Here is a 22,333-nt window from a genome sequence, read left to right as displayed (position 1 = left end):
GCGCTAGCTCCTCGAAAAATAGCGGCAGAATTGTCGCATGCGACTTGTTCTGGCGGCCCTGCTCCTGGCCTGCAGCTTTCCGGCCTGGGCCGCGCACGGCTACGCGCTGTGGGGCGAGCTGAAGTATCCGGCCGGCTTCAGCCATTTCGACTACGTCAACGCCGCCGCGCCCAAGGGCGGCGAAATCCGCCTGGTGGGCAATTCGCGCGCCTCCACCTTCGACAAGTACAACCCCTTCACCATCCGCGGCAGCGCGCCCACCTACATCACGCTGCTGATGTTCGACACGCTGCTGACCGGCTCGCTGGACGAGGCCGGCGCCGCCTACGGCCTGCTGGCCGAGGACGTCAGCGTCGCGCCCGACCGGCTGTCGGCCACCTTCCGCCTGCGCCCTGAGGCGCGCTTTCACGACGGCTCGCCGGTGCTGGCGGCCGACGTCAAGCACAGCTTCGACACCCTGGTCGGCCCCTACACCTCGCCGGCCTTCAAGACGATGCTGATCGAGGTCGCCGGCGTCGACGTGCTGGACGAGCGCAGCGTGCGCTTTCGCTTCAAGCAGCCCAACCGCGAGCTGCCGCTCACCGTCGGCGGCCTGCCGGTGTTCAGCCGCACCTGGGGGCAGGGCAAGCCCTTCGACCAGGTGGTGATGGAGCCGCCCATCGGCAGCGGGCCCTACAAGATCGGCCCGGTCAACTTCGGGCGCGACATCACTTATGTGCGCGACCCCAATTATTGGGCGCGCGATCTCAACGTCAAGCGCGGCACCGACAACTTCGACCGCGTGCAGGTCAAGATCTACCGCGACAACACCGCCCGGCTGGAGGCGCTGAAGGCGGGCGAATTCGATCTCATGGCGTTTTACTCGGCCGGCGACTGGGCGCGGCGCGTGAACGGCCGCAAGTTCAAGAGCGGCGAGCTGGTCAAGGGCGAGTTTCAGCACCATCTGCCCACCGGCTTTCAAAGCTACGTGCTGAACACCCGCCGCCCGTTCTTGCAGGACGTGCGCGTGCGCCAGGCGTTGGGCCTGGCGATCGACTTCGAGTGGATGAACCGCCAGATGTTCTACGGTGCCTACCGGCGCGTGCACGGCATCTTCGGCAACACCGAGTGCGCGGCCACGGGCTCGCCCGACGCGGCGCAGCGGGCGCTGATGGCGCCGTACCGGCAGGACATTCCGCCAGCGGCCTTCGGCCCCGCCTTCGAGCCGCCGCGCACCGACCAAAGCCCCAACGGCCTGCGCGAGAACCTGCGCCAGGCGCAACAGCTGCTGGCCGCGGCGGGCTGGACCGTGCAGGACGGCGTGCTCAAGAACGCCCAGGGCGAGCCCATGGTGCTGGAATACCTGGACAGCAACGAGGGCGGCGCGCGCGTGGTGGCGCCTTGGCGGCGCAACCTGGAAAAGCTGGGCATCCGCCTGACCTATCGCGCGGTCGACTACGCGCTGTACCAGCAGCGACTGCAGACCTTCGACTTCGACATCACCACCATCGCCTACCAAGGCACGCTCAACCCGGGGCAGGAATACGCCGACCTGTTCGGCAGCAAGGCCGCCGACACGCCCGACTCGGGCAACCTGGCCGGCGTCAAGAACCCGGCCGTGGACAGCCTGATCGCCCACATGGTGGGCGCGGCGACCAAGCCCGAATTCTTGGCCTCGTGCCGCGCGCTGGAGCGCGTGGTCAGCCACGAGCACTACCTGCTGCCGCAGTGGTATTCGCCGGTGCATCGGCTGGCCTACAACGCCTGGCGGCTGGCCAAGCCCGACGTGGTGCCGGCCTACTTTCAGGGCGAGTCTTGGGCCATCGAAACTTGGTGGGCGCGCCAGCCGCCTGAATCTGCGCACTGAGCGCTGGTGAGCTTCAACCCACCGAGACCACCAACTCGGGCTGGAACAGGGCGTTCTCGACCTTGCCATCGCGCGCATAGCCGCGCGGGTTGCACAGCACGCGCGTGCCGTCCAACTCGTAGTCGAAGCTGTCGTGCGTGTGGCCGTGAATCCACAGCTGCGCGCGCCGCCCCTTCAGCAGCCAGGCGGCGTCCGACACGAAGGCGGCGTTGATCGGCGAGCCGACAAAGCGCGGGTGAATGCTGTGCAGCGTTGGCGCGTGGTGGGTGACGACCACCGTCGGCCCGGCAAAGGGGCGGTTCAGTTCGGCATCCAGCCAGCGGCTGCTGGCGGCAAACAGCCGCGTCGTGTCCTCGGGCGTCAGCAGCGGCGCGTTGGCGCCCGGCCCGGTGCGCACGCGCTTGAAGTCGTACATGAACTCGCGCGTCTGACGCATCGCCTCGGCCTGCCGCGCGCCCTCGCCGTGGGCCAAAAAGTCGGTCCACAGGGTGGCGCCCAGAAAGCGCACGCCGCCCAGCTCGACCGCGCTGTCGTCCAGCAGGTGCACCTGCGTGCCATCCAGCAGGCGGTGAAAGGCGGCCTTCACCTCGGGCAGGCTGGAGCCGTAGAACTCGTGGTTGCCGATGACGTAGATCACCGGCTTGCCGAAGGCCAGCGCCCATGCGGCCGCGCGCTCGGGCCGGCTGATGTCGCCGGCCAGGATCACGACGTCCGCGTCGGTGGCCGGCTGCGCCATGCCCTGCACGCCCAGGTGCAGGTCGGAGAGGATGTGAAGCTTCATGGGGGTTCTCGCACGCGGGCCCGCTGGCCGCTTGCACTATCCTATCGCGCACCATGCTGGCCTACATCCTCAAGCGCCTGTTGCTGATGCTGCCCACGCTGTTCGGCGTGCTGCTGCTGACCTTCGTCGTCATCCAGTTCGTGCCGGGCGGGCCGGTGGAGCAGTACCTGGCCGAGGCGCGCGCGGGCGCCGGTGGCGCGGTGGCCGAGGGCGGCGGGCTGGCCTATCGCGGCGCGCAGGGGGTGGATGAGAAGCGCCTGACCGAGATCAAGAAGCTGTACGGCTTCGACAAGCCGGCGCACGAGCGCTTCTGGCTGATGCTGAAGAACTACGCGCGGTTCGATCTGGGGCGCAGCTTCTTCCAGAACAAGGACGTGTGGCAGCTCATCCGCGAGAAGCTGCCGGTGTCGATCAGCCTGGGGCTGTGGACGTTTTTCATCAGCTACGGCATCAGCGTGCCGCTGGGCGTGGCCAAGGCGGTGCGCGCGGGCAGCCGGTTCGACCTGGTGACCACGCTGCTGGTGCTGGCGGGCTACGCCATCCCGGGCTTCGTGCTGGGGGTGGCGCTGCTGGTGGTCTTTGGCGGCCAGCTGGGCTGGTTTCCGCTGCGCGGGCTCACGTCGGGCAACTGGGACGAGTTGAGCTGGCCGGCGCGCATCATGGACTACCTGTGGCACATCACGCTGCCGGTGACGGCCATGGTGATGGGCAGCTTTGCCGTCACCGCCATGCTGACCAAGAACAGTTTTCTGGAGGAAATCCGCAAGCAGTACGTGCTGACGGCGCGCGCCAAGGGCCTGTCGGAGCGGCAGGTGCTGTGGAAGCACGTGTTCCGCAACGCGCTGATTCCCATCGTCACCGGCTTTCCGGCCGCCTTCATCGGCGCGTTTTTTACCGGCGCGCTGCTGATCGAGACGCTGTTCTCGCTCGACGGCCTGGGCCTGCTGAGCTACGAGAGCGTGATCCGGCGCGACTATCCGGTGGTGCTGGGCACGCTGTATTTGTTCACGCTGATCGGCCTGGTCACCAAGCTGGTGAGCGACCTGACCTATGTGTGGGTGGACCCGCGTGTCAAGTTCGATTGACGGGCCCGGCACCGCAGCGGCGCATCTGTCATACAATGCAAGACAAATCGATTCATTCCGTTCGTCCACACCCTCGGAGCTTTTCATCATGCGCGTGAATGCACGATTCGAAGGCGACGCCGAGCAGCAGCTGATGTATCTGGCGCAGGCCACCGGTCTGGGCGTGAGCGAGGTGCTGCGCACCAGCGTGCAGCACTACTACGACCAGCTGCGCGCCCAGCGTGGCGGCCTGAGCCATTTCGCCGCCTTTGTCGGGCAGGGGCGCAGCGGCCGCAGCGACGTGGCCGGCCGCTACAAGGATCGGCTGGCCGAAGCCTGGGCCGACAAGCACCAGGGGCAGGCGCCCGCGGTGCACGAACCCGCCGCGCCGTGGCCGGCGCCCCGCGCACCCAAGGGCCGTGCATGATCATTGCCGACGCCGGGTTCTTCTATGCGCTGGCCGATGCCGGCGATGCCTGGCACGGGCGCGCGGTGCAGGCTCTCGATACCCAGACCGAGGGCTGGATCACCACCTGGCCGGTGCTGACCGAGGCCACGCACCTGCTCACGTGCTGGATCGGCACCGCCGCCGCCCAGGCGCTGCTGCTCGACGTGGCCGCCGGCGGCGTGGCCGTGTGGCAATGGCAGGCCTCGCAGACCGAGCGGCTGGCGCACCTGATGGCGCGCTACGCCCAGTTGCCAATGGACCTGGCCGACGCCTCGCTGGTGCTGCTGGCCCAGCACCTGGGCCACGGGCGCATCCTGAGCACGGACGAGCGCGACTTCGGCGCCTACCGCTTCAAGGGGCGCGAGCCCTTCGTCAACCTGCTGGCGCCGCATGGCTGAGACGGCCGCGCCCAGCCCCTCGCCCGCTCGCTGGGCCTGGCGGCGCTTTCGGCGCAACCGGCTGGGCTTTGTCAGCCTGGTGCTGTTCGTCCTGCTGGTGGGCCTCAGCCTGCTGGCCGAGGTCATCTCCAACGACAAGCCGCTGGTGGTGCGCTACGACGGGCAGTTCTACTTTCCGCTGGTCAAGGCCTACCCCGAGAAGGTGTTCGGCGGCGACTTCGAGACCGAGACCGACTACCTCGACCCCTTCATCAAGGCGCAGTTCGCCAAGCCCGGCAACTGGGCCGTCTACCCGCCCAACCCCTACGGCGCGCACACCATCAACTACTTTGCGCAGGCGCCCAACCCGGCGCCGCCCTCGCGCGCCAACTGGCTGGGCACCGACGACCGCGGGCGCGACCTGCTGGCGCAGCTGATCTACGGCTTTCGCGTCTGCGTGCTGTTCGGGCTGGCGCTGACGGCGGTGGGCACCGTACTGGGCATCGCGGCCGGCGCCGTGCAGGGCTTTTTCGGCGGCAAGACCGACCTGGCGTTCCAGCGCTTCATCGAGGTCTGGGGCTCGATGCCTGAGCTGTACCTGCTGATCATCTTCAGCGCCGTGCTGGCGCCCAGCCTGGGCCTGCTGCTGGTGCTGCTGAGCCTGTTCGGCTGGATGGGCCTGTCGGACTACGTGCGCGCCGAATTCCTGCGCAACCGCCAGCTCGACTACGTCAAGAGCGCGCGCGCCCTGGGCGTGCCCAACAGCCGCATCATCTGGCGCCACATCCTGCCCAACAGCATGGTGCCGGTGGTGACCTTTCTGCCGTTTCGCATGAGCGCGGCCATTCTGGCGCTGACCTCGCTCGACTTTCTGGGCCTGGGCGTGCCGCCCGGCACGCCCAGCCTGGGCGAGCTGCTGAGCCAGGGCAAGAACAACATCGACGCCTGGTGGATCTCGATCTCCACCTTCGGCGTGCTGGTCGTCACCCTGCTGCTGCTGACCTTCATGGGCGACGCGCTGCGTGATGCGCTGGACCCGCGCAAGGGAGAGGCATGAATTTCAAGACAAATATGGCTTTAGCCAAGACACAACAATCGCAAGCAGCTATCAAATCGATAGAGGCTGCCGCATGACGGCACCGTTGCTGGAGGTGCGCGGCCTGCAGGTCGCCTTCGGCCCCAAGACCGTGGTCGAGGGCGTGGACTTCGCGCTGGCGCCGGGCGAGCGCTTGGCGCTGGTGGGCGAGTCGGGCTCGGGCAAGTCGGTGACGGCGCTGGCGCTGCTGGGCCTGCTGCACGGCGCGCGCACGCAGGGGCAGGCGCTGTTCGACACCGCGCGGGGCCGGCGCGACCTGCTGGCCCTGCCCGAGCGCGAGCTGCGCGGCCTGCGCGGCGACGACATCGCGATGATCTTTCAGGAGCCGATGACGGCGCTCAACCCGCTCATGACGGTGGGCGAGCAGATCGCCGAGGTTTTAAGGCTGAAACGAGCGCTGACGCCCGCCCAGTCTGCGCGGACAGCTATCGAATTGTTAGCGAAAACCGGCATCCCCGAGCCCGCGCGACGGGCCGGCGCCTACCCCCACCAACTGTCGGGCGGCCAGCGCCAGCGCGCCATGATCGCCATGGCGCTGGCCTGCCAGCCCCGGCTGCTGCTGGCCGACGAGCCGACCACGGCGCTGGACGTCAGCCTGCGCGGGCAAATCCTGGCCCTGCTGGGCGAGCTGCAGCGCGAGACCGGCATGGCGGTGCTGCTCATCACGCACGACCTCAATCTGGTGCGCCGCTTTGCCGACCGCGTGGCGGTGATGCAGCACGGCCGCCTGGTGGAGCAGGGCGCCACGGCAGCGCTGTTTGCCGCGCCGCGCCACGCCTACACCCGTCAGCTGCTGGCCAGCCGGCCCGAGCGCGACGTCGATGAGCGCCCCGCGCCGCCGGGCGCCACGCCGGTGCTGGCGGCGCAGGGGCTGCGCGTGGTCTACCCGACGCCGCTGCCCGGCATCCGCGGCTGGTTCAAGAAGGGCGAGTTCGTCGCGCTGCAGGGCGCCGACTTCAGCCTGCCGCCCGGCCGCACGCTGGGCGTGATCGGTGAGTCGGGTTCGGGCAAGTCCACCCTGGCGCAGGCCGCGCTGGGCCTGCTGGCGCGCCGGCAGGTGGGCGGCGACATCCGGGTCGCCGGCCACCCCTGGCGCTACAAGGCCGGCGCCGACCGGCCGCTGCGCCGCGCCGCGCAGGTGGTCTTTCAGGACCCGTTTTCGTCCCTGTCGCCGCGCATGACGGTGCAGGAGATCGTCGGCGAGGGCCTGCACGTGCATCAGTCCGCGCTGCCCGAGGCCGAGCGCCTTGCGCGCGTGCGCCAGGCCCTGGCGGACGTCAGTCTGACGGAAAGCGCGTTTCCCGGCCTGCTGGCCCGCTATCCGCATGAGTTTTCGGGCGGCCAGCGCCAGCGCATCGCCCTGGCGCGGGCGCTGATCGTCGGGCCCGAGTTGCTGGTGCTGGACGAGCCCACCAGCGCGCTCGACGTCACCATCCAGAAGCAGGTGCTGGCCCTGCTGCAGACGCTGCAGCGCGAGCGTGGGCTGGCCTATCTGCTGATTACCCATGACGTGGCCGTGGTGCAGGCCATGGCGCACGAGGTGATGGTGCTCAAGGACGGCGCGGTGGTCGAAGCCGGCGCCGCCGCCCAGGTGCTGGGCGCGCCGCGGCACCCTTACACGCAAAAGCTGCTGGCGGCGGCCTGACCGGCCACGCGCCCGGCGCAGGGCGGCCTGGCCACCAAGTCGTTGTCGCGCGGGCAAGTTCATGCTAAAATTCGATGGATTGACGACCACATGGGCGGCCTTGCACCCGCCCATTTTTTATGCCTGAACGCCAGCGCCGGGCGCCGAAAGGGCGCGGCGCGGCCGCAGGCTTCATCGACGACACACGTGGCACTGCAACAGACGATCGACGACACCGTGCGCTCATTGGGCTATGAGCTGGTCGAGCTGGAACGCTCGGCCGGGGGGCTGCTGCGGGTGACGATCGACTGGCCCTGGGCCGCCGGGCAGGCCGAACGCGGCGTGTCGGTGGACGATTGCGAGCGCGTCACGCGCCAGTTGCAGTACGTGCTGGAGGTCGAGGGCGCGGACTACCAGCGCCTGGAGGTGTCCTCGCCCGGCATCGACCGGCCGCTGCGCCACGCGCAGGACTTCGAGCGCTTCGCGGGCGAGCTGGTCGACTTGGTGCTGAAGGCGCCCATCGGCGTGGCCGCGGCCGGCCAGGTGGCCGCCAACCGCAAGAAGTTTCGCGGCACGCTGCAGCGCGGCGAAGGCGAGGGCTGGCGCATCGTGTGGCGCGACGAGCCGGCGACCAAGCCGGGCGTGCGCGTGAGCAAGAAGCGCGAGGTGGCGCCCGAGCAGGCGCTGGACTTCGCGCTGGATGAACTGGCCTCGGCGCGCCTGGCGTCGGTGGTTGATTTCAAGGGCCGGAAGCCCAGGGGCGATTCGGTCGAGGCAAAGCAGGAATAGACGCCACGCGCCGTTCCTTTGAGAGTATTGAAACAGGTGACACCATGAACCGCGAACTGTTGATGCTGGTCGAGGCGATTTCGCGCGAGAAGAACGTCGAGCACGACGTCGTGTTCGGCGCGGTCGAGGCCGCGCTGGCCCAGGCTGCCAAGAAGCTGTACGAAGGCGACGTCGATCTGCGCGTGGCGATCGACCGCGAGACCGGCGACTACGAGACCTTCCGCCGCTGGCACGTGGTGCCCGACGACGCGGGCCTGCAGAACCCCGATGCCGAGGAACTGCTGATGGACGCCAAGGACCGCATTGCCGACATCGAGGTCGACGAATACATCGAGGAGCCGGTCGACTCGGTGCCGATCGGGCGCATCGGCGCCATGGCGGCCAAGCAGGTCATCCTGCAGAAGATCCGCGACGCCGAGCGCGAGATGCTGCTGAACGACTTCATGAGCCGTGGCGAAAAAATCTTCACCGGCACCGTCAAGCGCATGGACAAGGGCGACATCATCGTCGAGAGCGGTCGCGTCGAAGGGCGCCTGCGCCGCAGCGAGATGATCCCGAAGGAAAACCTGCGCAACGGCGACCGCGTGCGCGCCATGATCATGGAGGTCGACCTGACGCTGCGCGGCGCGCCGATCCTGCTGTCGCGCTCGGCGCCCGAATTCATGATCGAGCTGTTTCGCAACGAGGTGCCCGAGATCGAGCAGGGCCTGCTGGAGATCAAGAGCTGCGCGCGCGATCCGGGCAGCCGAGCCAAGATCGCCGTGCTTTCGCACGACAAGCGGGTCGACCCGATCGGCACCTGTGTCGGCGTGCGCGGCACGCGCGTCAACGCCGTCACCAACGAGCTGGCCGGCGAGCGCGTGGACATCGTGCTGTGGTCGGACGACCCGGCGCAGTTCGTGATCGGCGCGCTGGCGCCGGCCAATGTGTCGTCGATCGTGGTCGACGAGGAAAAGCACGCCATGGACGTGGTGGTGGACGAGGAAAACCTGGCCATCGCCATCGGCCGCGGCGGCCAGAACGTGCGCCTGGCGTCCGACTTGACGGGCTGGAAGATCAACATCATGGACGCGGCCGAATCGGCCCAGAAGCAGGAAGAGGAAACCACCTCGCTGCGCAAGCTGTTCATGGAAAAGCTCGACGTCGACGAGGAAATCGCCGACATGCTGATCGCCGAAGGCTTCACCAACCTCGAGGAAGTGGCCTACGTGCCGATCCAGGAAATGCTGGACATCGAGGGCTTCGACGAGGAAACCGTCGAGGAGCTGCGCGCCCGCGCCAAGGATGCCCTGCTGACGCAGGCCATCGCGCGTGAGGAAAGCATGGACGCGGTGTCGCAGGATTTGCGCGACCTGGAGGGCCTGACCCCCGCGCTGATCGGCCAGCTGGCCGAGGCCGGCGTGCAGACGCGCGACGACCTGGCCGACCTGGCCGTCGACGAACTCACCGCCATCACTGGGCAGTCCGAGGACGAAGCCCGAGCCCTGATCCTGAAGGCACGCGAGCACTGGTTCGCCGGCCAAGAGTAAGGACATGGAGACACGCACCGTATATGACGAACACCACCGTTGCCGATTTCGCGAACGAACTCAAGCGCCCCGCTGACGCGCTGCTGGAGCAGCTCCACGCCGCCGGGGTGGGCAAGCGCGCGACCACCGACGTCCTGACCGACTCCGACAAGCAGCAGCTGCTGACTTACCTGGAGGCCAGCCACGGCACCGGCGCCGCGCGCAAGAAGATCACGCTGACCAAGAAGACCACCAGCGAGATCAAGCAGGCCGACGCCTCGGGCAAGGCGCGCACCATCCAGGTCGAGGTGCGCAAGAAGCGCACCTTCATCAAGCGCGAGGACGAGGTGGCGCCGCCCGCGCCCGCGCCCGCACCCGCCGCTGAAGCGGCCGCGCCCGCTGCGCCCGCACCGGCGCCCGCGCCCATCATCGACGCCGCCGAGCAGGCGCGGCGCGACGAAGAAGCGCGCCGCCACGCCGAGCTGCTGCGCCGCCAGGCCGAGGAACAGGCCGAAAAGCGCCGCCTGCGCGAAGAGCAGGAGCGCCAGGCCGCGGCCGAGCAGGCCCGCCTGGCCGCCCAAGCCGCCGAGCAGGCCGCCGCCCAGGCTGCGCCGGCGCCCGCGGCCGCTCCGGCCTCGATCGGCGAACCCGAGGCACCCGCTGCCGAGCCGGTCAAGGCCGAGCCCGCCCAGGCTGAGCCGGCTGCAGCGCCGGCCGCGGCCGTTGCGCCCAGCGCCGAGGACGAAGCCGCCCTGGCGCGCGAGCACGAGGCCAAGCGCCGCAAGGCCCTGGCCGAGGCCGAGGCCATCCGCGCCATGATGAACGCGCCGCGCAAGGTGCTGGTGGCCAAGAAGCCCGACGAGGGCAAGGCCGCCGCTGGCACGACCGCCGCCAAGGCCAAGGCGGGCGCCGCCGGTGCCGCGGCCAAGACGGCAACGCCGGGCGCCAACAAGGAACTCAAGTCGGCCAAGCTGTCGTCCAGCTGGGCCGGCGATCCGGCCAAGAAGAAGGGCATTCCCACGCGCGGCGACAGCAGCGGCGGGGTGGGGCGAAACAACTGGCGTGGCGGCCCGCGTGGCCGCCGCGGCGAGCGCGGACGCGACGAGCAGGCCGTGGTGGAGGCGCCGGCCGAGCATCGCGTCCTCGAGGTGCACGTGCCCGAGACCATCACCGTGGCCGAGCTGGCGCACAAGATGGCCATCAAGGCCTCCGAGGTCATCAAGACGCTGATGAAGATGGGCCAGATGGTCACCATCAACCAGCCGCTGGACCAGGACACGGCCATGATCGTGGTCGAGGAAATGGGCCACACCGCGGTGGTGGCGGCGCTGGACGACCCCGAGGCCTTCACCGACCAGGAAGTGCAGGCGCAGGACGCCGAGGCGCTGCCGCGCCCGCCGGTGGTCACCGTCATGGGCCACGTCGACCACGGCAAGACCTCGCTGCTGGACTACATCCGCCGCGCCAAGGTGGCGGCGGGCGAGGCCGGCGGCATCACGCAGCACATCGGCGCCTACCATGTGCAGACGCCGCGCGGCGTGATCTCCTTCCTCGACACGCCCGGCCACGAGGCCTTCACCGCGATGCGCGCGCGCGGCGCGCAGGCCACCGACATCGTGATCCTGGTGGTGGCCGCCGACGACGGCGTGATGCCGCAGACGCGCGAGGCCATCAAGCACGCCAAGGCGGCGCAGGTGCCGATCGTGGTGGCCATCACCAAGTCCGACAAGCCCGACGCCAACCCCGAGAAGGTCAAGGCCGAGCTGGTGGCCGAAGAGGTGGTGCCCGAGGAATTCGGCGGCGACTCGCCCTTCATCGCCGTGTCCAGCAAGACCGGCCAGGGCATCGACGAGCTGCTGGAGCAGGTGCTGCTGCAGGCCGAGGTGCTGGAGCTGAAGGCGCCGGTCGATGCCGCCGCCAAGGGCATCGTCATCGAAGCCAGCCTGGACAAGGGCCGCGGCCCGGTGGCCACCGTGCTGGTGCAGTCCGGCACGCTGAACGTGGGCGACGTGGTGCTGGCCGGCCAGACCTTCGGCCGCGTGCGCGCCATGCTGGACGAGGACGGCAAGGCCACCAAGTCGGCCGGCCCGTCGATCCCGGTCGAAATCCAGGGCCTGGCCGAGGTGCCGCAGGCCGGCGACGATTTCATGGTGCTGACCGATGAGCGCCGCGCGCGCGAGATCGCCACCTACCGCGCCGGCAAGTTCCGCAACACCAAGCTGGCCAGGCAGCAGGCCGCCAAGCTGGAGAACATGTTCTCCGACCTGTCGGCCGGCGAGGTCAAGCACCTGCCCATCATCGTCAAGGCCGATGTGCAGGGCTCGCAGGAGGCGCTGGCCGCTACCTTGCTCAAGCTGTCGACCGACGAGGTCAAGGTGCAGATGGTCTACACCGGCGTGGGCGGCATCAGCGAGAGCGACATCAACCTGGCGATCGCCTCCAAGGCCATCGTGATCGGCTTCAACGTGCGCGCCGACGCCGGCGCGCGCAAGCTGGCCGAGGGCAACGACGTCGAGATTCGCTACTACAACGTCATCTACGACGCGGTGGACGAGCTGAAGGCCGCCATGTCCGGCATGCTGGCGCCCGAGCAGAAGGAAGAGGTCATCGGCACGGCCGAGATCCGCACCGTGTTCGTGGCTTCCAAGATCGGCACCGTGGCCGGCTGCATGGTCACGCACGGGCTGGTGCGCCGCGACGCGCACTTCCGCCTGCTGCGCGACAACGTGGTCATCTACACCGGCGAGCTCGAGTCGCTCAAGCGCGTCAAGGACGACGTGCGCGAGGTCAAGGAAGGCTTCGAGTGCGGCATCAAGCTCAAGAACTACAACGACATCAAGGAAGGCGATCAGCTGGAGTTCTTCGAGATCAAGGAGATCGCGCGCACGCTGTAAGCCGCAATACCGGACGCAGAGGACGCGAAACATACGCAGAGGACGCAAAAGAATCCATCCAATGGTGTTCTGTCTCTTTAGCGTTTTTTGCGAAACCTTTGCGTTCTCTGCGCCCTGAATTTTTATGCCCAAGCGCAGCACCGTCCCCAACCGCGGCTTTCGCGTCGCCGACCAGATCCAGCGCGATCTGTCGGAGCTGATCGCGCGCGAGCTGAAGGACCCGCGCGTGGGCATGGTCACCCTCAACGCGGTCGAGGTCACGCCCGACTACGCGCACGCCAAGGTGTTTTTCAGCGTGCTGACCGGCGACCCGCAGGGCACGGCCGAGGCGCTCAACCACGCCGCCGGCCACCTGCGCAATGGCCTGTTCAAGCGCCTGCACATCCACACCGTGCCGACGCTGCACTTCGTGTTCGACCGCACCACCGAGCGCGCGGCCGACATGAACGCGCTGATCGCCAAGGCGGTGGCCTCGCGCTCCAAGGACGACGACGAGTAAGCCATGAGTACCGCTGGGCCGTCCCAAGGTGCGAAAGCCCCCTTGGGGGGCAGCGGACCACGCGCAGCGGGGGAGCGTGGGGGCGCGCCGCACGCGCCGCGCACGAGGGTCGTCCGGCGCCCCGTGCACGGGGTGCTGCTGCTCGACAAACCGCTGGGCCTGTCCAGCAACCAGGCCTTGCAGAAGGCCAAGTGGCTGCTGCGCGCCGAAAAGGCCGGCCACACCGGCACGCTCGACCCGCTGGCCAGCGGCGTGCTGCCGCTGTGCTTTGGCGCCGCCACCAAGTTCAGCGGCCTGCACCTGGATGCCGACAAGACCTACGCCGCCACCCTGCAGCTCGGCGAGCGTACGAGCACGGGCGACGCCGAAGGCGAGGTCGTCGAGCGGCGCGCCGTGCCGGCCATCACCGCGGCCGAGCTGGAGCGCGTGCGCCAGCAGTTCCTGGGCTCGATCACCCAGGTGCCGCCCATGCACAGCGCGCTCAAGAAGGACGGCAAGCCCCTGTACGACTATGCCCGCGCCGGCATCGAGGTCGAGCGCGCGCCGCGCACAGTGCAGATTTCCAAGCTGGATATGGCGCTGGCGCCCGCCGATCAAGCGCAGTCAGCTATAAATATCATAGTTATGTGCAGCAAGGGCACCTACATTCGCTCCCTGGGCGAGGACATCGGCCAAGCCCTGGGCTGCGGCGCGCACCTGAGCGCGCTGCGGCGCCTGGCGACCGGGCCGTTCCGAGAGATGGACTGCATCGGGCTGCCCGAGTTGGAGGCCCTGGATGAAGAGCAGCGCCTGGCCCGATTGCTGCCGCCCGAAGCGCTGCTGACCGACCACCAGCCGATCACGCTGGACGAGGCCGATGCCGGGCGCTTCTTGAGCGGCCTGCGCCGGCGCGGGCCTTGGGACGATGCCGAGCGCGTGGCGGTGTTCGGCGCCGCGCCGCGCGCGCTGCTGGGCGCCGCTCACGTCGAGGCCGGCGAGCTCATCCCCACGCGGCTGCTCAGCCCCATCGAGATTCAGCAAATCCTGCACGCCCAGGCCAGTCCTGCGGCGGCCACCCCTTGAAAATCAAGCCATCATGACCAAAGCCATTCGCAACATCGCCATCATCGCCCACGTCGACCACGGCAAGACCACCATGGTCGACCAATTGCTGCGCCAGAGCGGCACCTTCGCCGCGCACGAGAAGGTCGTCGACACGGTGATGGACAACAACGCCATCGAGCGCGAGCGCGGCATCACCATCCTGGCCAAGAACTGCGCCGTGAGCTGGCAGGGCACCCACATCAACATCGTCGACACCCCCGGCCACGCCGACTTCGGCGGCGAGGTGGAGCGGGCGCTGTCCATGGTAGACGGCGTGCTGCTCTTGATCGACGCGCAGGAAGGCCCCATGCCGCAGACGCGCTTCGTCACCAAGAAGGCGCTGGCGCTGGGCCTGAAGCCGATCGTGGTGGTCAACAAGGTCGACAAGCCTGGCGCGCGGCCCGACTACGTCATCAACGCCGCGTTCGATCTGTTCGACAAGCTGGGCGCCACCGACGAGCAGCTGGACTTTCCGGTGGTCTACGCCTCGGGCATCAACGGCTGGAGCTCGCTGGCCGAGGGCGAACCGGGCGAGCAGTGGGGCCCCGACATGTCGGCGCTGTTCGAGACCGTGCTCAAGCACGTGCCGCCGCACGAGGGCGATGCCGACGGCGCGCTGCAGCTGCAGGTGTTGGCGCTGGACTTCTCCACCTTCGTCGGGCGCATCGGCGTGGGCCGCGTGAACGCCGGCACCATCAAGCCGGGGCAGGAGGTGCTGGTGATGGCCGGGCCCGATGGCGCCAGCTACAAGGCGCGCGTCAACGAGGTGCAGACCTTCGAGGGCCTGAACCGCGTCAAGGTCACGCAGGCCGGCCCGGGTGACATCGTGCTGGTCAACGGCATCGAGAACGTGGGCATCGGCGAGACCCTGACCGACCCGGCCAACCCGCAGCCGCTGCCCATGCTGCAGATCGACGAGCCGACGCTGACCATGAACTTATGCGTCAACACCAGCCCGCTGGCCGGGCGCGAAGGCAAGTTCGTCACCAGTCGCCAGATCTGGGACCGGCTGCAGCGCGAGTTGCGCTCCAACGTGGCGCTGCGCGTGAAGGAAACCGACGAGGACGGCGTGTTCGAGGTCTCGGGCCGCGGCGAGCTGCACCTGACCATCCTGCTTGAAGAAATGCGCCGCGAGGGCTACGAGCTGGCGGTGTCCAAGCCGCGCGTGGTGTTCAAGGACATCGACGGCGAGCGCTGCGAGCCGATCGAGCTGGTGACGGCCGACATCGAGGAAGGTCACCAGGGCGGCGTGATGCAGGCGCTGGGCGAGCGCAAGGGCGAGCTGGTCAACATGGAGCCCGACGGCCGCGGGCGCGTGCGGCTGGAGTACCGCATCCCGGCGCGCGGGCTGATCGGCTTTGGCAACGAGTTTCTCAACCTCACGCGCGGCACCGGCCTGATCAGCAACCTGTTCGACGGCTACGAGCCGCACAAGGGCGAGATCGGCGGGCGCAAGAACGGCGTGCTGATCAGCATGGACGCGGGCGAGATCTTCACCTACGCCCTGGGCAAGCTGGACGACCGCGGCCGCATGTTCGTCAAGGCGGGCGACCCGGTGTACGAGGGCATGATCGTGGGCGTGCACAGCCGCGACAACGACCTGGTGGTCAACGCCACGCGCACCAAGCAGCTGACCAACTTCCGCGTCTCGGGCAAGGAAGACGCGATCAAGATCACGCCGCCGATCGTGCTGACGCTGGAGTACGGCGTCGAGTTCATCGAGGACGACGAGCTGGTCGAGATCACGCCCAAGAGCATCCGCCTGCGCAAGCGCCACCTGAACGAACACGATCGCAAGCGCGCCAGCCGCGAAGCGGCGGTCTGAGTTGCGGCGGTCGTCGTGACGGCCCACCCATCCTGGTCGCACACCCGCGCGGTGTGGATGATGGTGCTGACCACCTTGCTGTGGAGCACGGCGGGCGTGGTCACGCGCCAGATCGAGCACGCCCAGGGCCTGGAAGTGACTTTCTGGCGCAGCGCCTTCACCGCGCTGGCGCTGCTCGTGATCCTGCCGCTGTGGCGCGGGCGCGGCGTGTGGGAGCGCATCGCCTGGGGCCAGCCGACGCTGTGGCTGTCGGGGCTGTGCTGGGCCGTCATGTTCACCGCCTTCATGGTCGCGCTCTCGCTCACCGGCGTGGCGCGCGTGCTGGTGACCATGGCGTTCGGCCCCTTCCTGACGGCGCTGCTGTCGCGCCTGGTCACCGGCCGGCGCCTGCCGCGCCGCACCTGGGCGGCGATCGCCGTCGCGGGCATCGGCATGGCCTGGATGTTTGCTGGCCAGTTGGGCGAGGCCGGCGACGCCGCGGCCTGGCTGGGCTCCATCGTCGCGCTGGGCGTGCCGCTGGCCTCGGCCGTCAACTGGACGGTGTCGCAGCAGGGCCAGTCGCATGGCACGCCGGTGGACCTGGTGCCCGCCGTGCTGCTGGGCGCCGTGCTGTCGGCGCTGGCGGTGGCGCCCTGGGCCTGGCCTCAGGCCGCGTCGGCGCGCGACTTGGGCTGGCTGGCCGCGCTGGGCGTGGGGCAACTGGCCATCCCCAGCGTGCTGGCCGTGCTGTGCGCGCGCGTGCTGCCGGCGGCCGAGGTGTCGCTGCTGGGACTGCTGGAGATCGTGTTCGGCATCGGCCTGGTTTGGGCCATTGCCGGCGAGGCGCCGCGGCCCGAGGTGCTGCAGGGCGGCGCGCTGGTCATCGGCGCCCTGCTGGCCAACGAGCTGCTGGGCTGGTGGGGCCAGCGGCGGGCGGCGCGGGGCTTGTCATCCGTCAGCGGGTGAGCACCACCTTGCCGCCCGTCTCGCCCGCCATCATGAGCTGAAAGGCCTGCGCTGCCTCGGTCATCGGCAGCTCGGCGCCGATGCGCGGGTGGATGCCGGCCTGCACGCAAAAACTCAGCAGGTCGGCCAGTTCGCTGCGCGTGCCCATGGTCGAACCCAGGATGCGCAGCTGCAAAAAGAACACGCGCTGCAACTCGCCGGCGGTGGCGTCGCCCGTCGTCGCGCCGCAGGTGACCAGCACGCCGCCCGGCTTGAGGGCGCGCAGCGAGTGCGACCAGGTCTGGCGGCCGACGCTGTCGAACACGCCGTCCACGCGGTCGGGCAGGCGCGCGCCCGACTCGAACGCGGCATGCGCGCCCAGCTCGAGCGCCAGCGCGCGCTTGGCCTCGCTGCGGCCCGTCACCCACACCTGCAGCCCGGCTGCGCGCCCGAGTTGGACCAAGGCGGTGGGCACGCCGCCCGAGGCGCCCTGCACCAGCATGGTCTGACCCGGCCGCAGGCCCGACTTGACGAACAGCATGCGATAGGCGGTGAGCCAGGCGGTGCCCATGCAGGCCGCTTCGCTGAAGGACAGGGCCGCCGGCTTGGGCAGGACATTGGCCTCGGGCACCACCACCCGGTCGGCAAAGGTGCCCTGGTAGCTCTCGGTCAACATGCTGCGCCGGGGGTCCAGGGTTTCGTCGCCGCGCCAGCCGGGCGAGGGGATGACCGCGTGGATTACCACCTCGCGGCCATCGTCGGTGACGCCCGCGCCGTCCATGCCCAGGATCATCGGAAACTGCTCGGCGCGGATGCCCACGCCGCGCAGCGTCCACACATCGTGCATGTTCAGGCTGGCCGCGCGCACGTTGACCGCGACGTGGCCGGGCGGCACATCGGGCGCCGGGCGCTCGCCGACGGCGAGTGCGGACAGGGGGTCGTCCGGTTTGGCTTGGGAGGCATAGACGGCAAACATGGGGCGTTTCCTTTCAAGACGAGTGCGCCATGCGGGCCATGGCGTTCAGTTTGATGGCCTGGATTGGCAGGCGTTAACGGCCCTGCCAGCGCGGCGCCCGCCGTTCCTTGAAGGCGGCAACGCCCTCCCGGGCGTCGGCGGACTCGCGCACAACGATTTTGGCGGCTTGGGTCAGCGCCCAGCCCCGTTCGTCATTGTCGGCGTATAGCTGCTCCAGCGCCGCCAGCGTCTCGCGCACCGCCAGCGGCGCGCGTTCGGCGATCTGCCGCGCCAGCGCCAGCGCTTCGGGCAGCGCCCGGCCGGGCTCGGTCAGGCGGTTCACCAGGCCGAGGGCGTGGGCACGCTCGGCGCCCAGCGGCGCGCCCGTCAGCAGCAGCTCGCGCGCGATGTTGAGCGGCAGGGCGCGCGGGCCGCGAAACAGCCCGCCGCACTCGGCAATCAGGCCCAGGCCCACTTCCGGCAACGAGAACGAGGCCGTGCGGGAGGCCACGATCAACGAGGTGGACAGGGCGATCTCGAAGCCGCCGCCGGCGGCGATGCCCTCGACGGCGGCAATGACGGGCTTTTGCAGCCGTCGGCCGGCGATGCCGTAGGGGCCGCCACGCGGCGTCGGCTCGCCGGCCCAGGCCACCACGTCGGTGCCGGCGGAGAAAAACTGCGTCCCCCCGGTCAGCACCGCCACCCGCAGTGCGGGCTCGTCCTCGAAGGCATTGAGCGCGGCGTCGAGTGCGGCCGTCAGCGCGCCGTCGAAGGCGTTGCGTTTCTCGGGTCGGTCCAGGGTCAGCACGGCCACCGGCCCCTGCTGATCGATGTGTACGGGCATGGTGAGGTTCCTAAGGCGCGATCGCGCGCTTGAGCGCCTGCGCCACCGGCTGCGGCAGGTGGGGCGCGGCGCCCAGCACCCAGGGCAGCACCTTGCGCTTGGCGCCGCGGATGGATTCGGGCACCAGGGCTTCGATCAGGTGCGGGCCGGGCGTGGCCAGCGCGTATTCCAGCGCGGCGCAAAAGGCCTCGGCGCTGTCGGCGCGCACGGCGTGCACGCCCATGCCCTGCGCCAGCCGCGCGAAGTCGAGTTGCGGCGCGCCCAGATCGAGCTGCGCGCGCGAGCGCGGCCCGGGCTCGCCGGCGCCGACGCGCTCCAGCTCGATGTTGAGCACCGAGTAGGACGCGTTGTTGAAGACGATGCCGATCACGTGCAGTTGCTCGCGCGCCATGGTCCACAGCGCCTGCACGGTGTACATGGCCGCGCCGTCGCCCACCAGCACGATCACCGGCCGCGTGGGGCAGGCGACGGCCGCGCCCACGGCGCTGGGCAGGCCCTGGCCGATGGCGCCGCCGGTGAGCGTGAGCAGGTCGTGGCGCGGCGCGCCGGCCGTCATGGCGCCCAGCTTCTGGCCCGAGGTGATGGCTTCGTCGATCAGGATGGCGCCCTCGGGCAGCAGGTGGCCCAGGGCCTGGCAGGCCTTGGCGGCGGTGAGTTCGCCCGTGGGGCGCTCGGGCCGGGTGGCGGCTTGCAGGGCGGGCTGGGCCGAGCCCGCGTCCAGCGCGGCGACCAATTGTTGCAGGCAAGCCAGCGCATCGTGCTCGGGCGCGGCCAGCGTGTGCATGGTGCAGCCGGGCGGCACCAGGTCGCTCGCCTTGCCGGGGTAGGCGAAGAAGGAGACGGGCGACTTGGCGTCCACCAGCACCAGGTGCTGCAGGCCCGCCAGCTGAACGCCGGCCAGCTCGGCAAAGTAGGCCAGGCGCTCGATCGTGGGCAGACCGGCGCCGCGCTCCAGCCGGGTCGGAAACACCTCGGCCAGCAGCTTCACGCCGGTGGCCGCGGCCAGGCGCGCGGCGGCCAGCAGCGCCGGCTCGCGCAGCGCGTGGCCACCCAGCAGCAGCGCAGTCTTCTGGCCCGAGCGCAGGATGCCGGCGATGGCCTGCACGGTGGCTTCGTCGGCAGCCTTGGGCTCGACGGGTGGCGGCGGCGGACAGGGCACGCCGCCCTCGCTCCACGACACGTCGGCCGGCAGGATCAGCGTGGCCACCTGGCCGGGCCGGCCGCGCGCGGCGGCGATGGCGTCGACCGCGTCCTGGCCCAACTGCGCCGTGCTGGCCGAAGTGCGCACGAAGCCGGGCGAGACGTTGCGCGCCACGGTCTCGATATCGGACTGCAGCTGTGCGTCGTACTGGACGTGATAGGTCGCGTGGTCGCCCACGATGTTGACGATGGGCACCTTGCCCTTGCGTGCGTTGTGCAGGTTGGCCAGGCCGTTGCCCAGGCCGCAGCCCAGGTGCAGCAGCGTGGCGGCGGGCTTGCCCGCCATGCGCGCGTAGCCGTCGGCCGCGCCCGTGGCCACGCCCTCGAACAGGGTCAGCACGGCGCGCAGGCGCGGTTCATCATCCAGCGCGGCGACGAAGTGCATTTCGCTGGTTCCGGGGTTGGTGAAGCAGACTTCGACCCCGGCGTCGGCCAGGGTCTTGAGCAGGGCTTGGGCGCCGTTCATGGTCGTTCCTTCAAGGCGTGTCGCCGGTGAGGATGTGGCGCGCCGCCGCGCGCGCCGTCAGGATGCAGCCGGGCAGGAAGGTGCCTTCCAGCGAGCGCTTGCCGCTGGCGCCGCCGCCGCCAAAGCCCGCTGCCTCGCCCACACCGTACAGGCCGTCGATCGGCTGGCCGGCACCGTCCAGCACGCGGCTGGCCAGGTCGGTGCGCAGGCCGCCCAGGCTCTTGCGCGTGATGAGCTGCATGTGGATGGCGATGTAGGGGCCCGCGCCCTTCGTCTGCAGCGGCGCGGGCTTGGCGGTGCGCAGCTTGTCGGGGCCCCACTGGCGCGCATGGCGGATGCGGCGGATCTGCTCGTCGTTCTCCAGCTTGCTGCCGTGGGCGAAGTTGGCGTCGAAGGCATCGGCCGTGGCCTGCAGCACGGCGGCATCGATGTCGTGCGAGGCCGTCAGCGCATTCATCTGGCCGGCCAGCTGCGGCAGGCTGTCGGCCACGATGAAGTGCGGGCTTTGCTGCTGCATCTGCCGCACCAGGCGGTGGTTGCCCAGCAGGGTTTCCTTCAGGAACGGCAGGAACTGCCGGTCGCGGATGCGCGCGTTGTGCTCGGCCCCCGAGATGGCGAACTCCTTGGCGGCGATGCGCCAGTTCAGCAGGTGCCAGGTCCACGGTTTGGCCTGCGCCGCCACGCGCTGGCACAGCCAGTGGGTGTCGAAGCCCGTCACCAGCGGCTCGGGGCCGATGCGCCGGCCCGTGTGGTCCAGCCACAGCGCCGACTTGCACGGGATCAGCGACAGGCCATGGCCCGCGAAGTGCGGAAAGGGGTGCGGAATGCCCGCGGCGTAGTTCCACATCTCGCCCGCGTGGGTGATCTGTGCGCCCACGTGATCGGCGGCCCAGTGGTGCAGCGCGCCGTCGGCCAGGGGGTGCGCGCCATTCAGCATGGCGGCGGGGCAGGGGCGGTCGGCCGGCCAGTTCTTGCGCGCCTCGGCGTGGCTGCCGTTGATGCCGCCCATGGCCAGCACCACCACTGGGGCCTGCAGGCGCAGCTCGGCGCCCGTCGCCTCGTCGATCGCGTTCACGCCGGCGATCTGCCCGCCGTGCCGCTCCAGGCCCGTCACGCGATGGCGGTGCAGCAGGCTCAAGCGCCCGCCGGCGCCGGCCTGGCGCAGCGCGGCGATCAGCCGCTCCGTCATGTGACGCGCCGTCCCCCACACGATGTGATAGCGCGGCAGGCTGTTGCCGTCGCCGTGCCGGCCGCGCTCGACCCAGTTGACCGCAGGCATGAAGGTGACGCCCTCGTTCAGCAGCCAGTCGTGCACCTGCGCGCGCGAATGCTGCACGTAGTGGCGCGCCCATTGCAACGGGTATTCGTCGCCCGCATCCAGTTCGCCAAAGCGCAGCCAGTCGCGCAGCGCGATTTCGGGCGTGTCGGGGATCTTCCTCCTGGCCTGCAGCGGCGTGCCCACCAGCGCCATGCCGCCAAAGGCCCACAGCGCCAGGCCACCCAGCCGCTCGGGCGTGTCGCGGTCGAGCAGCGCCACGGTCTTGCCGGCGCGCAGCAGTTCGAGCGCGGTGACGATGCCGGCCAGGCCGCCGCCGGCGATCACCGCGTCGTGCTGCGTTGAGTTCATGGTTGCGTGCGTTGCGGGAGTGGATGGGGCTTGTGTTTGAGTGTATCGAAGCGCCCAGTTCACGCGTTGTCGCCGTCGTTACGCGCTCGCAGGGTGTGGCATCCATGCGGCCGTCCTCTCGATTCTTCCGCCACAGTGAATGGCGTGAGAGCCCCAGAATGTACTGATATCCCGTACAATCGTTGCATGCGTATGGTGATCGAAACGCCTACCTTCCAGAAGCAAGCGGCGAAGCTGTGGACGGAGGACGAGCGGCTTGAATTCATCGACTGGATTGCAGCGAATCCGCTGACGGGAGATGTGATCCCTGGCGCCGACGGTGCACGCAAGGTCCGCTGGAGTCGAAGTGGGCTGGGCAAGTCAGGCGGCGCGCGGGTGATCTACTTCAACCTGATCGAGCAGGAAGTCGTGTTGTTGGTAGCGGCATATGCCAAGGCCGACCGATCCAACATGCTTGCGGCCGATATCAAGAAGGTGGTGTGA

General features: G+C 69.6%; 19 protein-coding genes. 14 read left to right on the top strand and 5 right to left on the bottom strand.

What is annotated here, in order from left to right:
• Positions 1-37 precede the first annotated feature (37 nt).
• Positions 38-1,846: an extracellular solute-binding protein gene (locus ACWHMB_RS11650; RefSeq protein ID WP_377485241.1), complete on the top strand. Its 1,809-nt coding sequence runs from the start codon at positions 38-40 to the stop codon at positions 1,844-1,846.
• A gap of 13 nt (positions 1,847-1,859) precedes the next feature.
• On the opposite strand, the gene ACWHMB_RS11645 is transcribed toward ACWHMB_RS11650, so the two are convergent.
• The gene (locus tag ACWHMB_RS11645; RefSeq protein ID WP_447648540.1) at positions 1,860-2,627 is read right to left on the bottom strand and encodes a metallophosphoesterase; all 768 of its coding nucleotides are present in this window, start codon (positions 2,625-2,627) and stop codon (positions 1,860-1,862) included.
• A gap of 53 nt (positions 2,628-2,680) precedes the next feature.
• On the opposite strand from ACWHMB_RS11645, the gene ACWHMB_RS11640 reads away from it, so the two are divergent.
• The 12 genes from ACWHMB_RS11640 (at position 2,681) to ACWHMB_RS11585 (ending at position 16,779) form a co-directional block, all read left to right on the top strand.
• Positions 2,681-3,712, top strand: a complete 1,032-nt coding sequence (locus tag ACWHMB_RS11640; RefSeq protein ID WP_377485237.1) for a microcin C ABC transporter permease YejB — start codon at positions 2,681-2,683, stop codon at positions 3,710-3,712.
• A gap of 94 nt (positions 3,713-3,806) precedes the next feature.
• Positions 3,807-4,118: a hypothetical protein gene (locus ACWHMB_RS11635; RefSeq protein WP_293224938.1), complete on the top strand. Its 312-nt coding sequence runs from the start codon at positions 3,807-3,809 to the stop codon at positions 4,116-4,118.
• A complete protein-coding gene (locus ACWHMB_RS11630; protein ID WP_377485235.1) occupies positions 4,115-4,537 on the top strand; it encodes a type II toxin-antitoxin system VapC family toxin in 423 nt (140 codons plus the stop codon). The genes ACWHMB_RS11635 and ACWHMB_RS11630 overlap by 4 nt, the downstream gene beginning before the upstream one ends.
• On the top strand, positions 4,530-5,573 hold the full coding sequence (locus ACWHMB_RS11625) for an ABC transporter permease (protein ID WP_377485233.1): 1,044 nt from the start codon (positions 4,530-4,532) through the stop codon (positions 5,571-5,573). Before ACWHMB_RS11630 ends, ACWHMB_RS11625 begins: the two co-directional genes overlap by 8 nt.
• Before the next feature lie 73 nt (positions 5,574-5,646).
• Positions 5,647-7,257 carry an ABC transporter ATP-binding protein gene (locus ACWHMB_RS11620; protein ID WP_377485231.1) on the top strand — a complete coding sequence of 537 codons (1,611 nt, stop codon included), beginning with the start codon at positions 5,647-5,649 and terminating at the stop codon, positions 7,255-7,257.
• A gap of 186 nt (positions 7,258-7,443) precedes the next feature.
• Positions 7,444-8,025, top strand: a complete 582-nt coding sequence (gene rimP / locus ACWHMB_RS11615) for a ribosome maturation factor RimP (RefSeq protein ID WP_377485229.1) — start codon at positions 7,444-7,446, stop codon at positions 8,023-8,025.
• A gap of 44 nt (positions 8,026-8,069) precedes the next feature.
• The gene (gene nusA, locus ACWHMB_RS11610) at positions 8,070-9,554 is read left to right on the top strand and encodes a transcription termination factor NusA (protein ID WP_377485227.1); all 1,485 of its coding nucleotides are present in this window, start codon (positions 8,070-8,072) and stop codon (positions 9,552-9,554) included.
• 23 nt (positions 9,555-9,577) lie between these two features.
• A complete protein-coding gene (gene infB / locus ACWHMB_RS11605; protein ID WP_377485225.1) occupies positions 9,578-12,427 on the top strand; it encodes a translation initiation factor IF-2 in 2,850 nt (949 codons plus the stop codon).
• A gap of 124 nt (positions 12,428-12,551) precedes the next feature.
• Entirely contained in the window at positions 12,552-12,926 is a 375-nt protein-coding gene (gene rbfA / locus ACWHMB_RS11600; RefSeq protein ID WP_377485223.1) for a 30S ribosome-binding factor RbfA, read from the top strand.
• 123 nt (positions 12,927-13,049) lie between these two features.
• Positions 13,050-13,988 (top strand): tRNA pseudouridine(55) synthase TruB, encoded by a 939-nt coding sequence (gene truB / locus ACWHMB_RS11595; RefSeq protein ID WP_377485221.1) that lies wholly within the window; start codon positions 13,050-13,052, stop codon positions 13,986-13,988.
• A gap of 13 nt (positions 13,989-14,001) precedes the next feature.
• The gene (typA, locus tag ACWHMB_RS11590; protein WP_447648539.1) at positions 14,002-15,834 is read left to right on the top strand and encodes a translational GTPase TypA; all 1,833 of its coding nucleotides are present in this window, start codon (positions 14,002-14,004) and stop codon (positions 15,832-15,834) included.
• A gap of 60 nt (positions 15,835-15,894) precedes the next feature.
• Positions 15,895-16,779 (top strand): DMT family transporter, encoded by an 885-nt coding sequence (locus ACWHMB_RS11585; RefSeq protein ID WP_446686304.1) that lies wholly within the window; start codon positions 15,895-15,897, stop codon positions 16,777-16,779.
• On the opposite strand, the gene ACWHMB_RS11580 is transcribed toward ACWHMB_RS11585, so the two are convergent.
• The 4 genes from ACWHMB_RS11580 to ACWHMB_RS11565 form a co-directional block, all read right to left on the bottom strand.
• Positions 16,769-17,734, bottom strand: a complete 966-nt coding sequence (locus tag ACWHMB_RS11580; RefSeq protein WP_377485217.1) for a zinc-binding dehydrogenase — start codon at positions 17,732-17,734, stop codon at positions 16,769-16,771. The two genes, ACWHMB_RS11585 and ACWHMB_RS11580, sit on opposite strands and share 11 nt — an antisense overlap.
• Before the next feature lie 73 nt (positions 17,735-17,807).
• Entirely contained in the window at positions 17,808-18,557 is a 750-nt protein-coding gene (locus ACWHMB_RS11575) for an enoyl-CoA hydratase-related protein (protein WP_377485215.1), read from the bottom strand.
• 10 nt (positions 18,558-18,567) lie between these two features.
• Complete coding sequence (locus ACWHMB_RS11570) at positions 18,568-20,223, bottom strand: acetolactate synthase large subunit (RefSeq protein ID WP_377485213.1); 1,656 nt, start codon at positions 20,221-20,223, stop codon at positions 18,568-18,570.
• A 10-nt stretch (positions 20,224-20,233) separates the two neighbouring features.
• The gene (locus tag ACWHMB_RS11565; protein WP_377485211.1) at positions 20,234-21,850 is read right to left on the bottom strand and encodes an FAD-dependent oxidoreductase; all 1,617 of its coding nucleotides are present in this window, start codon (positions 21,848-21,850) and stop codon (positions 20,234-20,236) included.
• 186 nt (positions 21,851-22,036) lie between these two features.
• On the opposite strand from ACWHMB_RS11565, the gene ACWHMB_RS11560 reads away from it, so the two are divergent.
• Positions 22,037-22,333 (top strand): DNA-binding protein, encoded by a 297-nt coding sequence (locus ACWHMB_RS11560; RefSeq protein WP_377485209.1) that lies wholly within the window; start codon positions 22,037-22,039, stop codon positions 22,331-22,333.

It is taken from the genome of Ottowia pentelensis (genome assembly GCF_964341695.1).
The sequence above is the reverse complement of the archived record's forward strand: the minus strand, read 5'-3'. Positions and strand labels throughout refer to the sequence as shown.